This window comes from Pantoea sp. ICBG 1758, from assembly GCF_002928325.1.
GTDB lineage: Bacteria > Pseudomonadota > Gammaproteobacteria > Enterobacterales > Enterobacteriaceae > Pantoea > Pantoea eucrina.
This window is the reverse complement of sequence record NZ_POWL01000001.1, coordinates 187,678-201,554: the sequence shown is the minus strand read 5'-3', so window position 1 is coordinate 201,554 and position 13,877 is coordinate 187,678. Positions and strand designations below refer to the sequence as shown.

At 59.0% G+C, this 13,877-nt stretch carries 15 protein-coding genes and 1 tRNA gene; 11 read left to right on the top strand and 5 right to left on the bottom strand.

The features are described from left to right. Positions 1-40 precede the first annotated feature (40 nt). Together C1Y41_RS01030 and C1Y41_RS01025 are read left to right on the top strand one after the other, a co-directional pair. Positions 41-295, top strand: coding sequence for a PAAR domain-containing protein (locus C1Y41_RS01030; protein WP_094111777.1), 255 nt, complete (start codon positions 41-43; stop codon positions 293-295). Beyond that, positions 296-1,720 carry a hypothetical protein gene (locus C1Y41_RS01025; protein WP_094111778.1) on the top strand — a complete coding sequence of 475 codons (1,425 nt, stop codon included), beginning with the start codon at positions 296-298 and terminating at the stop codon, positions 1,718-1,720. Between the two features lie 193 nt (positions 1,721-1,913). Here C1Y41_RS01025 and C1Y41_RS01020 read toward each other — a convergent pair. Together C1Y41_RS01020 and C1Y41_RS01015 are read right to left on the bottom strand one after the other, a co-directional pair. Then, positions 1,914-1,990, bottom strand: a tRNA-Arg gene (locus tag C1Y41_RS01020). Between the two features lie 95 nt (positions 1,991-2,085). Further along, positions 2,086-2,589, bottom strand: coding sequence for a DUF1198 family protein (locus C1Y41_RS01015; RefSeq protein WP_104084642.1), 504 nt, complete (start codon positions 2,587-2,589; stop codon positions 2,086-2,088). A gap of 175 nt (positions 2,590-2,764) precedes the next feature. Between C1Y41_RS01015 and folD the strand changes: the two genes are divergently transcribed. Beyond that, complete coding sequence (gene folD, locus C1Y41_RS01010) at positions 2,765-3,631, top strand: bifunctional methylenetetrahydrofolate dehydrogenase/methenyltetrahydrofolate cyclohydrolase FolD (RefSeq protein WP_039383072.1); 867 nt, start codon at positions 2,765-2,767, stop codon at positions 3,629-3,631. Then, positions 3,631-3,843, top strand: a complete 213-nt coding sequence (ybcJ, locus tag C1Y41_RS01005; protein WP_039383070.1) for a ribosome-associated protein YbcJ — start codon at positions 3,631-3,633, stop codon at positions 3,841-3,843. Before folD ends, ybcJ begins: the two co-directional genes overlap by 1 nt. Before the next feature lie 33 nt (positions 3,844-3,876). Here the strand turns inward: ybcJ and cysS are convergent, their stop codons facing one another. Beyond that, entirely contained in the window at positions 3,877-5,262 is a 1,386-nt protein-coding gene (gene cysS / locus C1Y41_RS01000) for a cysteine--tRNA ligase (RefSeq protein WP_094111779.1), read from the bottom strand. A 215-nt stretch (positions 5,263-5,477) separates the two neighbouring features. Here cysS and ppiB point away from each other — a divergent pair, with 215 nt between their 5' ends. The 4 genes from ppiB to purK all read left to right on the top strand — a co-directional run bounded on the left by ppiB (position 5,478) and on the right by purK (position 8,390). Beyond that, a complete protein-coding gene (gene ppiB, locus C1Y41_RS00995) occupies positions 5,478-5,972 on the top strand; it encodes a peptidylprolyl isomerase B (RefSeq protein ID WP_039383066.1) in 495 nt (164 codons plus the stop codon). After that, positions 5,972-6,688, top strand: coding sequence for a UDP-2,3-diacylglucosamine diphosphatase (lpxH, locus tag C1Y41_RS00990; RefSeq protein WP_094111780.1), 717 nt, complete (start codon positions 5,972-5,974; stop codon positions 6,686-6,688). Before ppiB ends, lpxH begins: the two co-directional genes overlap by 1 nt. A gap of 131 nt (positions 6,689-6,819) precedes the next feature. Beyond that, on the top strand, positions 6,820-7,329 hold the full coding sequence (gene purE, locus C1Y41_RS00985; protein ID WP_104084641.1) for a 5-(carboxyamino)imidazole ribonucleotide mutase: 510 nt from the start codon (positions 6,820-6,822) through the stop codon (positions 7,327-7,329). Then, a complete protein-coding gene (gene purK / locus C1Y41_RS00980) occupies positions 7,326-8,390 on the top strand; it encodes a 5-(carboxyamino)imidazole ribonucleotide synthase (protein ID WP_039383059.1) in 1,065 nt (354 codons plus the stop codon). The genes purE and purK overlap by 4 nt, the downstream gene beginning before the upstream one ends. Positions 8,391-8,426: 36 nt before the next feature. Here purK and ybbP read toward each other — a convergent pair whose 3' ends face one another. After that, positions 8,427-10,844, bottom strand: coding sequence for a putative ABC transporter permease subunit YbbP (gene ybbP, locus C1Y41_RS00975; protein ID WP_104084640.1), 2,418 nt, complete (start codon positions 10,842-10,844; stop codon positions 8,427-8,429). After that, the gene (gene ybbA, locus C1Y41_RS00970) at positions 10,841-11,527 is read right to left on the bottom strand and encodes a putative ABC transporter ATP-binding protein YbbA (RefSeq protein WP_104084639.1); all 687 of its coding nucleotides are present in this window, start codon (positions 11,525-11,527) and stop codon (positions 10,841-10,843) included. Before ybbA ends, ybbP begins: the two co-directional genes overlap by 4 nt. Between ybbA and tesA the strand changes: the two genes are divergently transcribed. The 3 genes from tesA to C1Y41_RS00955 all read left to right on the top strand — a co-directional run bounded on the left by tesA (position 11,495) and on the right by C1Y41_RS00955 (position 13,860). Beyond that, complete coding sequence (gene tesA / locus C1Y41_RS00965) at positions 11,495-12,127, top strand: multifunctional acyl-CoA thioesterase I/protease I/lysophospholipase L1 (protein ID WP_139803627.1); 633 nt, start codon at positions 11,495-11,497, stop codon at positions 12,125-12,127. The two genes, ybbA and tesA, sit on opposite strands and share 33 nt — an antisense overlap. Before the next feature lie 25 nt (positions 12,128-12,152). Beyond that, positions 12,153-12,926 (top strand): SDR family oxidoreductase, encoded by a 774-nt coding sequence (locus tag C1Y41_RS00960; RefSeq protein WP_104084638.1) that lies wholly within the window; start codon positions 12,153-12,155, stop codon positions 12,924-12,926. Positions 12,927-13,005: 79 nt separating this feature from the next. Then, on the top strand, positions 13,006-13,860 hold the full coding sequence (locus tag C1Y41_RS00955) for a co-chaperone YbbN (RefSeq protein WP_094111783.1): 855 nt from the start codon (positions 13,006-13,008) through the stop codon (positions 13,858-13,860). The last annotated feature ends 17 nt before the right edge of the window (positions 13,861-13,877 follow it).

Genomic DNA, 13,877 nt, shown 5'->3' with positions numbered 1-13,877 from the left:
ACAAAAATAAATTTAACAGGACAGAGAGTAAGGATATTTCATGGATGGCGTTATTCGACTGGGAGACCGCCTGTCGGCGGGAGGCTATGTTACTGAAGCTTCAGGAGAGATGTTCGATGGTAAGCCGGTAATGCTGATCGGCGACAAAGCGCGGTGCAGTCAGCATGGTGAAACCGCTGCTGCTGAAGGGCATCCTGCCTGGATCATGAACGGCCGTCACGTTGTGACCCATCGTTGCAAAGTGGCGTGCGGATGCCTGCTATTAAGCTCTTTGCCCGAAGCAGGAGTGCGATAAATGAAATATTTCTGGAAGCCGTTGCTCTCTTGTCCGGAGAAAACGGAAATACGCTTTCCCCGTCTGTTTACGATAGCTGCAGGTATTGTGGCCCTTATATTGATGCTGATGTTCAGTGCCCTGACGCTTGAGAATGCGCAGCTAACGCTCAGCATGCTTATCTGGCGATTACTGGCGCTCCCTGTTGCGGTCTGCATGACGGTTGTTTCGCTATGCTTTATTTTTTTCAACATTCTCTGTTGCTGGCGTCTTTTGATGCAGCTTGCGTACTGCGGTGTTGAATCAGACTGGCAATCACGGGCTTCTGAATGGACGCTGCTGGCTGAACACACCTCAATCTTTCCGGTTGATAACGCAGCCCTGAAAATGCTCGGACTTGAGGGGAAAATGCCGGTGGATGGCGATATTCCCCTCAGGCTTTCCGTTGAGGATGATGAAAGGTCAGGCATGGGACGGATGCTGGTCACAGTGCAGCGCCTGCTGGAACAGCTGGATCTGACACAGATTGACGCCATCACCGAACGTCCTGAACTGTTTCTCTACATGGGTAATACAGCAGGATCTGTTCGCGATGACATCACATCGCTGGTCCGCTCTTTCCATGCCGCATTCCGCCATGCCAGCTTCCACTATTTTGACGACATGCCTGAACTGTCACTGGTTCAGCAGTGGACAGACGGGTCGTTTAACGGATTTCGTCTGCTGTTAATTGCCGAACTGCATGATGGCGATAATCGTAACTTTTGTGAATATGCCTGTGCACTGCTCTTTTCCCGCTACCGGCAAATAAGCGGAAACAGAGTGCCGGTCTGCTGTTTTAAAGGAATGAGCGCTCAAATTTATAACCTTGAGCGCAGGATTAATGCACTGCTGTCTGCCGGGCAAGTCAGGCCCGCTGACCTGCGGCACGTCTGGACCAGCGATCTGCAGGGAGAAAGTCTTAATTTGCTGAAAAATTCCCTGGCGGAGAACAATGCAGGAATTAACGTCCGGAGCTGGCAAAATATGCGGATAGCCGATACCTGGACGACGGGCTATCAGTGGCTGATGATGGACTGGGCAGCCATGGCAGTTCGTAACGGAGAACGTGCTCAGCTGCTGGCAGCAAGGGAGAAGAGAGGCGAGCAAATCACGTTTCTTCAAATGAACGGGAAACTTGCCCGGCCCGAGGACAATTACAGCCCTGCCTACATCAAAAGTCTCAAAAAGAGCGGCAGTCTGCTTGGCTGCAGTTTTATACTTGCCACCTCTCTGCTGCTTATGACAATCAGTATCGAGGTGGGATGGAGCTTTGAAAAAGATTTCTTTACCCGCAGCGCAGTATTTATCATGCCGATAATCTTAACGCTTTTATCTATCGGGTTTATGCTCGGGAAAAGTTATAAAAAAGAAGCTGAGCTGAACAGATATTATGATTACGAATAAAACATACTGTACGGTTTCAGCAACCGCGTCTGAAATCCTTATGTCACTGTATTGTTAATTCAGATAGCTGAGCCGCTATTGTTAACAGAGCGGCGAAAAACTGCGACGGCGACCCTCAGGCAGTCGTGTCCCAAATCTGTCCCATGCTGAAAATATGAAAGCTGGCGGAGTGGCGTAACTGCTTGATTTGACTTGGCGCGCCCTACAGGATTCGAACCTGTGACCTACGGCTTAGAAGGCCGGTGCTCTATCCAGCTGAGCTAAGGGCGCTGAGGAGTTGGGTCGGATTATACGTCGGGAAGCGGGTACGTCAACGTTTTTGCCGTTTCTGTGCAGCGGAGTGCTGCGGGAATAACCAATTTGCATCAATGGCGTTTGCGCCATTCGCTGAGCGACACGAGATTACTGGTGCCGGTGGATTCCCCTTCCAGCTCAATCCCTTGTGGCGTAAAGCGCGCATTATATTGCTCACGCAGCGCGTGCAGCTCCTGGCTGTCCGGCTCCAGCTGGCGCAGAAAGCCCAGCGCGAGCAGCAGCTGCTGGCGGCTGATGAGTGCCGGGAAACCGGCGCGGCTGAGGATCGCATGCCAGCGCTGGCTGTTCTCCTCGCTGCCGTCAACAATCAGTACCTGCCAGATCAGCAGTACCGCTGCGCCATTGTGCAGATGCGTTTCGTTATCGCGGCTGAGGTAGTCGGTAAACTCTTTCGCCGCCTCTTTCCCCATCATCGAGAGCATTGACTCCACCTGTACCGGCGGCAGCTGCAGCCGCTTGCTGAGCCGCTGGGCGGCGTGACGCGAGGCGGCGGTGAGCAGCTGAAATCCAGCCACAAACACTACTGCCAGAGTGGCAAGCATTATCCAGATCATTACATCGTTCCCAGAGTGTCCTGCAGATATCATACCTATGCAGGCTGGCACGCGTCACCACGAAAAAAGCCTGAAAGCGCGCAGGCTGCTGAAACTGTGACTGACAGCTGCCCGCGCTTCTGCCAGAATAGGCACCATCCCCGATTTAACTCTCTACAGATGGATTTCCTCTCTGATGGCAGCAAAAATTATTGACGGTAAAACGATTGCGCAGCAGGTGCGTAGCGAAGTTGCGGAAAAAGTGCAGCAGCGCCTGGCGGCGGGCAAACGTGCGCCGGGTCTGGCCGTGATCCTGGTGGGCGAAAATCCCGCTTCGCAGATCTACGTCACGCACAAACGTCGCGCCTGCGAAGAGGTGGGCTTTGTCTCCCGTGCTTATAACCTGCCCGACTCCACCGGCGAAAGCGAGCTGCTGACGCTGATTGATGAGCTGAACAGTGACCCGGCGATTGACGGCATTCTGGTGCAGCTGCCGCTGCCGGCCGGTATCGACAACGTCAAGGTGCTGGAGCGCATCACGCCGGATAAAGATGTGGATGGTTTCCATCCCTATAACGTGGGTCGCCTCTGCCAGCGTGCGCCGAAACTGCGTCCCTGCACGCCGCGCGGTATTATCACGCTGCTGGAGCGTTATAACATCGATACCTATGGCCTGAACGCCGTAGTGGTCGGCGCGTCTAACATCGTTGGCCGCCCGATGAGCATGGAGCTGCTGCTGGCAGGCTGTACCACGACGGTTACTCACCGCTTCACCCGCGATCTGCGCCATCACGTGGAGCACGCCGATCTGCTGGTCGTAGCCGTGGGCAAGCCCGGTTTTATTCCGGGTGACTGGATCAAACCAGGCGCGGTGGTGATTGACGTCGGCATCAACCGGCTGGAGAGCGGTAAAGTGGTGGGCGACGTTGATTTTGCCGCTGCCGCTGAGCGCGCCTCTTACATTACGCCAGTCCCGGGCGGGGTCGGGCCGATGACGGTAGCCACTTTAATTGAAAACACGCTGCTGGCGTGCGAAGCGTATCACGACGTGGAGGAAGCATGATGGCGAGTTTCTCACTGGGTAAACATCAGCACGTTGATCTGTGCGATCTGCTGAAGCTGGAAGGCTGGGTAGAGAGCGGCGCGCAGGCCAAAGCGGTGATTGATGAAGGTGAAGTGCGCGTGAACGGGGCGATTGAAACGCGCAAGCGCTGTAAAATCGTCGCCGGACAGACGGTAGAGTTTGCCGGCCAGCGCATAACGGTGGTCGCATAGCAAAAAGGGCGAACCCGGGTTCGCCCTTTTTTCTTATTTACGTCGCCAGGTGGTGCCCTGCGGACCATCTTCCAGCACAATGCCGAGCGCGTTGAGCCGGTCACGTGCCACATCCGCCTGCGCCCAGTCTTTCGCCTGACGTGCGTCGTTGCGCATTTTGATCAGCTGCTCAATCTCTGCGACTTCGTCATTATTCGTCTGCGCTCCGCTCTGCAGGAACAGCTCCGGATCCTGCTGCAGTATCCCCAGCACATTCGCCAGCTCGCGCAATCTGGCCGCCAGCCCGTCAGCCGCCGCTTTATCTTCACTCTTCAGGCGGTTCACGTCGCGCGCCATATCAAACAGCACCGAGTAGGCTTCCGGCGTGTTGAAGTCATCATCCATCGCCGCGCGGAAACGCGCTTCAAAAGCTTCGCCACCGGCAGGCTGCGCGCCGGTATCGGTATGCCGCAGTGCGGTATACAGACGCTCCAGCGCCGCACGTGCCTGATTGAGGTTATCTTCGCCGTAGTTAAGCTGGCTGCGATAGTGTCCTGACATCAGGAAATAGCGTACGGTTTCGGCGTCATAGTGCTGCAGCACATCGCGCACGGTGAAGAAGTTGCCGAGTGATTTTGACATCTTCTCACGGTCAACCATCACCATGCCGGAGTGCATCCAGTAATTGACATAGGGACCGTCGTGCGCGCAGGTGGACTGCGCCACTTCATTTTCATGGTGCGGAAACATCAGGTCAGAGCCGCCGCCGTGAATATCAAAGTGGCTGCCAAGCTGCTTGCAGTTCATGGCGGAGCACTCGATGTGCCAGCCCGGACGACCGTTGCCCCACGGCGATTCCCACGACGGCTCATCGGCTTTGGACATCTTCCACAGCACGAAATCCATCGGGTTGCGTTTTACCTCTGCCACTTCCACACGGGCACCCGCCTGCAGCTGCTCCAGATCCTGACGCGACAGCGCGCCATAATCGGTATCGCTCAGCACATCAAACATCACATCGCCGTTCTCCGCCACGTAGGCGTGACCGCGTTCAATCAGCCGCTCCACCAGCTCAATAATTTCCGCAATATGGCGCGTGGCGCGTGGTTCCAGATCCGGCGGCAGGATGCCCAGCGCGGCAAAATCCTGGTGCATCTCCGCAATCATGCGGTTGGTCAGCGTCTCAATGGTTTCGCCATTTTCGTTAGCGCGGCGAATAATTTTGTCATCAATATCAGTGATATTACGCACATACTTCAGCTGATAGCCAATATAGCGCAGGTAACGCGCCACCACGTCAAATGCCACAAACGTACGCCCATGGCCGATATGACAGAGGTCGTAAACCGTAATACCACACACGTACATGCCGATTTCACCAGCATGAATAGGTTTAAATTCCTCTTTCTGTCGACTCAGGGTGTTATAGATCTTTAGCATTGAACGGTTCCGTTTTTATCGTGTGCGGGAGACGCCTTCTTTGGTAGCCTGATATTGTGCCGTATTTTTCTGACTTGTGCATCGCTGAGATACCAGATGCCGTTGCCTTGCTGACGCGTTCCGGGAAATTATGTTATAAGAGGCGTCGACAAAATGCCCGTCCGCATGCGAACGCGGCAACTGATACTGAATACAACCTCCACAGGACGAATATAATGGTCACTTTCCAGACGAACCATGGCGATATCGTAATCAAAACCTTTGATGATAAAGCGCCGGCCACCGTACAGAACTTCCTGGACTACTGCCGTGAAGGTTTTTATGACAACACTATTTTCCACCGTGTCATCAATGGCTTTATGGTTCAGGGCGGCGGTTTCGAACCGGGCATGAAGCAGAAAGCTACTAAAGCTGAAATCCGCAACGAAGCGAACAACGGCCTGAAAAACACCAAAGGCACGCTGGCGATGGCGCGCACTCAGGCTCCGCACTCGGCAACCGCACAGTTCTTTATCAACGTTGCTGACAACGACTTCCTGAACTTCCGCGACGAAAGCCTGCAGGGCTGGGGTTACTGCGTGTTTGCTGAAGTGGTTGAAGGTATGGATGTCGTCGAAAAAATCAAAGCGGTGAAAACCGGCCGCAGCGGTATGCATCAGGACGTGCCGACCGAAGACGTTGTCATCCAGAAAGTGACCGTCAGCGAGTAATGTCGCGCACGCTGTTTATCGCAGATCTCCATCTGTGTCAGGAAGAACCGGCAATTACTGCCGGTTTTCTGCATTTTTTGCAGGGTGAAGCGCGGCAGTGCGAGGCGCTTTACATCCTGGGCGATCTGTTTGAAGCCTGGATTGGCGATGACGATCCTAATCCGCTGCATCAGCAGATCGCCACCGCCCTGCGCGCCCTGCCGGTGCCGGTCTATTTTATTCACGGCAACCGCGATTTCCTGTTGGGCAAGCGCTTTGCCCGCGCCAGCGGCATGACGCTATTGCCGGAGGAGAAGGTGCTGGAGCTGTATGGTCAGCGCGTGCTGATTATGCACGGCGACACGCTCTGCACGGACGATGCTGGCTATCAGCGCTTTCGCGCAAAGGTCCACCAGCGCTGGCTGCAGCGGCTGTTTCTGGCGTTGCCACTGCGTCTGCGGTTGCGCATCGCGACCAGAATGCGCGCCGGCAGCCGGCAGGCGAACCAGCATAAATCGCTGGCCATTATGGATGTAAACCCGCAGGCGGTGGCAGCAGCCATGCAGCGCCAGCAGGCTCCGCTGCTGATCCACGGCCATACGCACCGGCCGGAAATCCACACGCTCTCTCTGAATGGCCTTCCCGCGCAGCGCGCTGTTCTTGGGGCATGGCACAACGCAGGCTCGATGATCCAGCTGGACGCCAGCGGCATAAAACTGATCGCCTTCCCCTTCTGATTTTACGGGTGCAATTGCCCGTTTTATGGCCGCGCAACCGTTTTCCTTGCTGCTATCTCATGCTATCCTCTGTGCCCTTCTTACCTGCCTCACCGGCCAGGTTCGTTTGTCTATTCACAGGAGTTGACCGCATGTCATCCACTGCCGCCCCGGCCCGTATCGCTATCGTCATGGGTTCCAGAAGTGACTGGGCTACCATGCAGTTCGCCGAGGAAATTCTCAACAGCCTGGACGTTCCCTTTCACGTGGAGGTGGTTTCTGCCCACCGCACCCCGGACAAGCTGTTCAGTTTTGCTGAAGGTGCCGCTGCGCATGGCTACCAGGTGATTATTGCGGGCGCCGGCGGTGCTGCGCATCTGCCCGGCATGATCGCAGCAAAAACGCTGGTGCCGGTGCTGGGCGTACCGGTGCAGAGCGCCGCGCTGAGCGGTGTTGACAGCCTCTACTCGATTGTACAGATGCCGCGCGGCATTCCGGTGGGTACGCTGGCCATTGGCAAAGCGGGCGCAGCCAACGCGGCGCTGCTGGCCGCGCAGATCCTGGCCACCCACGATGCGGCACTGGCATCGCGTCTCATCGCGTGGCGCCAGGCGCAGACCGATGAGGTGCTGGAGAATCCGGATCCGCGGGGTGAGGCATGAAGCCGGTATGCGTACTGGGTAACGGTCAGCTGGGCCGTATGCTGCGCCAGGCGGCTGAGCCGCTGGGCATTGCGGTCTATCCGGTGGGACTGGATGCGGAGCCCGCCTCGCTGCCCATTGCAGAGAGCGTGATCACCGCCGAGATTGAACGCTGGCCGGAAACCGCCCTGACGCGCGAGCTCGCCCGCCACCCCGCCTTTGTGAACCGCGATATCTTCCCGCGCCTTGCCGACCGTTTGACGCAGAAGCAGCTGCTGGATGAGCTTGGTCTGGCTACCGCACCGTGGCAGCTGCTGGCCGCACCTGATGAGTGGCCGGCGGTGTTTGAGAAGCTGGGCGAACTGGCGATTGTCAAACGCCGCACCGGCGGTTATGACGGTCGCGGCCAGTGGCGGCTGCGGGCGGATGAAACAGAGACGTTACCCGCTGAGTGCTATGGCGAGTGCATTGTTGAACAGGGCATAAATTTTAGCGGTGAGGTTTCGCTGGTAGGCGCGCGCGGTCAGGATGGCAGCATGGTATTCTACCCGCTGACACACAACCTGCACGAAGAGGGCATTCTGCGCACCAGCGTGGCGTTCCCGCAGGCGGATAGTGCACAGCAGCAGCAGGCGGAAACCATGCTGCGCGCCATTATGCAGGCGCTGGATTACGTGGGCGTCATGGCGATGGAGTGCTTTATCACGCCGCAGGGACTGCTGATCAATGAGCTGGCACCGCGCGTGCACAACAGCGGTCACTGGACGCAGAACGGCGCGTCCATCAGCCAGTTTGAGCTGCATCTGCGCGCCATTCTTGGCCTGCCGCTGCCGCAGCCGGCGGTATTCGCACCCTCGGTGATGGTGAATCTGATCGGCAGCGACGTAAACCACGCCTGGCTGGCGCAGCCGCTGGTGCATCTGCACTGGTATGGCAAAGAGGTCCGGCCTGGCCGCAAAGTGGGACACCTGAATCTCACTGACAGTGAGCCATCACGTCTTGCCACTGCCCTGCACGCGCTGCAGCCGCTGCTGCCGCCGGAATACGCCTCGGGCCTCGCCTGGGCGCAGGCGAAGCTCTGAGTTGCTGACGGGATCCCTCAGACAGAGGGATCCTGATTACGCCGCTTCAAAGCGCCGGAACAGCGCTTTGCCCTTCAGCAGTCGCACGCCCAGCCAGCCGCCGCACAGCGACAGCAGAAGCGCTCCGCACAGCGGTAGCGCAAACCACAGCGTCCAGTCGGGCTGCCAGGGAAAATCGAAAATTTTACGCTGCAGTGCCCACAGCGCGGCCTCTGCACCCAGCGCAGCCGCTATTCCGGAAACCACGCCGAGCAGAGCAAACTCACACCACAGCGTGCCGCGCAGCAGACGTTTGCTCGCGCCCAGCGTGCGATACACCACCAGCTCCTGACGACGCTGGCGCATGCCGATCTGGATCTGCGCCAGCAGCAGCAGGACACCGCACAGCGTCACCAGCACCACCATGATTTCCAGCGCCTGACTCACCTGCGCCAGCACCTGGCCAATCTGTTTCATGATGCTGCCAATATCGAGCAGGCTCAGCGTCGGGAACGTCCGGTTCAGCTGCGCCAGCAGCGCCGGATTATTCGCCATGCGGAAGCTGGTCAGCCATGTCTGCGGCTGCTGCTCCAGCGCGCCGGGCGGGAAGATAAAAAAGAAGTTAGGCCGCAGGCTCTCCCAGTCCACCTTACGCAGACTGCTGATGCGCGCGCTGAACGTCTGCGTATCGCCGCTAAAGGTCAGCTCATCCCCTGGCTTAACGCCCAGCCGCTGCGCCAGTTCGGCTTCAATCGAAACCTCCCCTGGCCGCGGGGGCCAGCTGCCGGCAAGCAGCGGGTTGTGATCCGGCCGCTGCGCCTGCCAGGTCAGATTGAGCTCGCGGTTCAGCGCATTATCCTGACGCGGATCGGCAGCTTTGCCGTTCAGCTCAACCAGACGCGCGCGCACGACGGGATAAAAGGTTTCCGGTTTGATCTGATGCTGCTGCAAAAAGTCACGCACCTGTGGCACCTGCGCCTGCGTAATATTCAGCAGAAAATAGTTTGGTGCATCCGGCGGCAGCTGCTGCTGCCAGCGATCGAGCAGATCGCCGCGCATAACCAGCAGCAGCGCCAGCAGCATAAAAGAGAGCGAGAACGCGGCCAGCTGGCTCAGCGTCATTGCCGGCTGTCGCAGCAGACGGTTAATGGCCAGCCGCAGCGCCAGGTTACGCACGACCAGCCGGCGCAGCAGCAGCAGCGTACCCCAGCCCAGCACGGCGAGCAGCAGCGCCAGCAGTACGATGCCGGTGAGCAGCGCCCAGAGCATTTTGCTGCCCCCCAGCAGCAGCGCCAGCAGCAGCACCACCACCAGCGCCATCGCCGGCAGATAGACGCGCAGCGGCCAGACGCGCGCCACCGCATCGCGCCGCAGTACGCGCAGCGGCTGGGTCGCCATCAGCAGACGATAAGGACGCAGCCCCACCAGCAGGGAAATAACAAACATGGTGCCCAGCGCCCAGAGCCATGGCCAGAGGCTGGCGGCAGGCAGCGATGCGGGCAGCACCGGCTTCAGCAGGGTAAGCAGCAGCAGTTCGATCCCCTGCCCCAGCGCGCTGCCGGTCACGCCCGCTAACAGCAGCACCGCCAGCCACTGGCCGATAATCAGCCGCTGCAGTGCACGTCGCGTGGCCCCCAGCGTTTTCAGCACCGCCACCAGATCGTAACGGCTGCGGCAGTAGTGGCTCATCGCTACCGCCACGGCCGCGATGGCCAGTAGCAGCGTCAGTAATGCCGACAGCAGCAGAAACTGCTGCGCGCGCTGCATGGAACGGCCCAGCGCATCCTCTGAGTTTTCGGTGCTTATCCAGCGTTCGCCCCCTTTAAGGCGCGGCTCGATCCAGCGATCGTAGCGCGCCAGCGGTGCGGCGTCGCCGGAAAACTTATAGCGCCAGCTCAGGCGGCTGCCGGGCTGAACGGCGCCGGTTTTTTCAACGTCCGCCAGGTTCATTAACAGACGAGGTGCCGTCTGGAAGGGATTGAATCCGCTGTCCGGCTCCTGGATCACCGTACCGGCAATGCGCAGCGTGGCGTCGCCGACCTCTATCGGATCGCCGACGCGCAGATCCAGCAGCGCTAGCAGACGCGCGGCGACCAGCACGCTGCCTGCCGCCGGACGCAGGCCCGGTGGCTCGGTCTGCAATGTACCAAACATCGGATAGGCGTCATCCACCGCTTTAACATCTGCCAGCTGCGGCGTCTCCCGCGCAAAGGTCATAGTGGTGAAGCTGAGTTGACGGCTGATCGCTAATCCCTCCTCACGCGCCTGCGTCAGCCAGGCTTCCGGCACCGGCCGGCTGCTGCGCAGCGTACGATCGCCCGCCATAAAGTCGCGGCTCTGCTGGCTGAGTCCTTTCTCCATGCGATCGCTGATGGAACCCAAAGCCAGCACGCAGGCCACCGCCAGCGTCAGCGCCAGCCAGACAATCAGCAGCGAAGGCGAGCGCCATTCGCGCCAGAACCAGCGCCAGATCATGCCTCCTCCCACAGCTTGCCGTCACGCAGCCGCAGCCGCCGATCGCAGCGCGCGGCCAGCTGCTCATCATGGGTCACCAGGATCAGCGTTGTGGCGTAATCACGGTTGAGCGAGAACAGCAGATCGGCAATGCGCTCCCCGGTCTGACGATCGAGATTACCGGTGGGCTCATCCGCAAACAGCAGGCCGGGACGCCCGCTAAATGCGCGCGCCAGTGCCACCCGCTGCTGTTCGCCTCCTGAAAGCTGTGCAGGAAGATGATGCAGGCGCGCTTTCAGGCCAAGCTGCGCCAGCAGCTCGCTGGCCTGTGCCCGGCTGTCGCGATCGCTCTCGCCGCGCAGCAGCGCCGGCAGCTGCACGTTCTCCAGCGCATTTAGCGTGGGCACCAGCATAAATGACTGAAACACAAAACCGACTTCGCGTGCGCGCAGCGCCGCGCGCTGCTCTTCGTTCATGCGGTGCAGCGGCTGACCCAGCAGATGAACCTCGCCGCTGCTGCCATCATCCAGCCCGGCGAGGATCCCCAGCAGCGTCGACTTCCCCGATCCCGATTCGCCAATCAGCGCGAGCGTTTCGGCTGGTTTGACAACCAGCTCAACTCCGGTAAGGATTGAGAGCTGATGCTCACCCTGACCGACGGACTTAGTAAGATGATGAACCGAAACAATGTTTTCCGCTGGCATTATCCCTTCCTGTGTGTGGTGCTGCTGCTGGTATCGCGCATCGCAGCAGCCGATACGCTGATGGTATTAGGTGACAGCCTGAGCGCCGGCTACCGGATGTCTGCCAGCGCCGCCTGGCCTGCCCTGCTCAGCACGCGCTGGCAGCAGCAGCCCAACGTCGTCAACGCCAGCATCAGCGGTGATACCGCCGGACAGGGTCTGGCACGGCTGCCTGCACTATTAAAACAGCATCAGCCGCGCTGGGTGTTAATCGAACTGGGCGGTAATGATGGTTTACGCGGTTTTCCGCCGCAGGCTATCGCGCAGGATCTGCGTGCGATTATCCTTGCGGTGAAAGCCGCTGACGCGCAGCCGCTGCTGATGCAGATCCGGCTGCCTGCTAATTATGGACGACGATACACTGAAGCGTTCAGCGCCATCTATCCGCGCCTGGCGGAAGAGTACAGCCTGCCGCTGGTGCCCTTTTTTATGGAGCAGGTCTATCTGAAGCCGGAGTGGATGCAGCAGGATGGTATTCACCCCAATCCGGATGCGCAGCCGTTTATTGCCGGCATTATGGCTGACGCGCTGGCTCCGCTAGTTAAGCATGACTCGCGCTAAGTCGTGCTATTTGACAGGTAAAGAAATGCAAAAATCGGTTTTGATCACCGGCTGCTCCAGCGGTATCGGGCTGGCAGCCGCCAGCGATTTGCAGGCGCGCGGCTACCACGTGCTTGCCGCCTGCCGCCGCGCCGAGGATGTTGCGCGGATGACTGCTCTGGGATATACCGGCATCCTGCTCGACCTTGACGATGCCGCAAGTGTGGATGCCGCGGCAGAACAGGTGCTGGCACTCACCGGGCATTGCCTGCACGGGCTATTTAATAACGGCGGATTTGGCCAGTATGGGCCGCTGAGCAGCGTCAGCCGCCAGCAGCTTGAAAAGCAGTTCTCCACCAACCTCTTTGGTACCCATCAGCTGACGATGCGGCTGCTGCCGGCGCTGCAGAACAGCGGCGACGGCCGCATTATCAATACCAGCTCGGTGCTGGGACTGATCTCCACCCCGGGGCGTGGCGCCTATGCCGCCAGCAAGTGGGCGCTGGAGGCGTGGAGCGATGCGCTGCGTATGGAAGTGCGCGCCAGCGGCGTGCGCGTCAGCCTGATAGAGCCAGGACCGATCGCCACGCGCTTCACTGATAACGTGCAGCAGGGTGAACAGGAGAAGCCGGTGCAGAATCCCGGTATCGCAGCGCGTTTTACCCTGCCGCCGGAAGCGATTCTGCCCAAACTGCGCCATGCGCTGGAGAGCCGTCACCCGCGGCTGCGCTATCCGGTTACGCTGGTGGCCTGGGGCATGAGTTTTCTGAAACGACTGCTGCCGGGCTGGATGCTGGATCGCATTTTGTGCAGCAACTGAGCGGTAACATCAGTCAGCGCTTGAAGCGGGACACTTTATCCCCATATTCTCTTTACACTTTCTGCCAGGAGCGTTTTTCATGTCACACGCTTTGATCACCGACATCAATGAGTCCAATTTGCAGCAGACGCTGGAGCAATCCATGCAGCTGCCGGTTCTGTTCTATTTCTGGTCTGAACGCAGCCAGCACTGCCTGCAGCTTACCCCGGTGCTGGAGCGTCTGGCACAGGAGTATGCCGGCCAGTTCCTGTTGGCAAAACTCGATTGCGACAACGAGCCCGCGGTGGCATCACAGTTCGGTCTGCGCTCGCTGCCCACGGTTTATCTGTTCCAGAACGGACAGCCGGTAGATGGTTTCCAGGGCCCGCAGCCGGAAGAGGCGATCCGCGCGCTACTGGAAAAAGTTCTGCCGCGCGAAGAGGAGCTGAAAGCGCAGCAGGCTATGGAACTGATGCAGCAGAACAAGCCGCTGGAGGCGCTGCCGCTGCTGAAAGATGCCTGGCAGCTGAGCAATAAAAACAGTGAGATTGGCTTTCTGCTGGCAGAAGTGCTGATCGCCCTGAACCGCAGTGATGAAGCGGAAGCGGTGCTGGATGTGGTGCCGCTGCAGGATCAGGATACACGCTATCAGAGCCTGGTCTCACAGATCGACCTGCTGAAGCAGGCGGCGGATACGCCTGAGATCCAGCTGCTGCAGGAGCAGCTGAACGCCGAGCCGCAGAACGCGACCCTGGCTGCTAAACTTGCGTTACAGCTGCATCAGGTTGGGCGTAATGAAGAGGCGCTGGAGCTGCTGCTGGGCTTTCTGAAAAGCGATCTCGCTGCCGGTGACGGTGAAGTGCGCAAAATGTTCCAGGAGATCCTGGCCGCGCTTGGCACCGGCGACGCCCTCGCCTCGCGCTATCGCCGACAGCTCTATTCGCTGCTCTACTGACGGATACGCAGACGGGC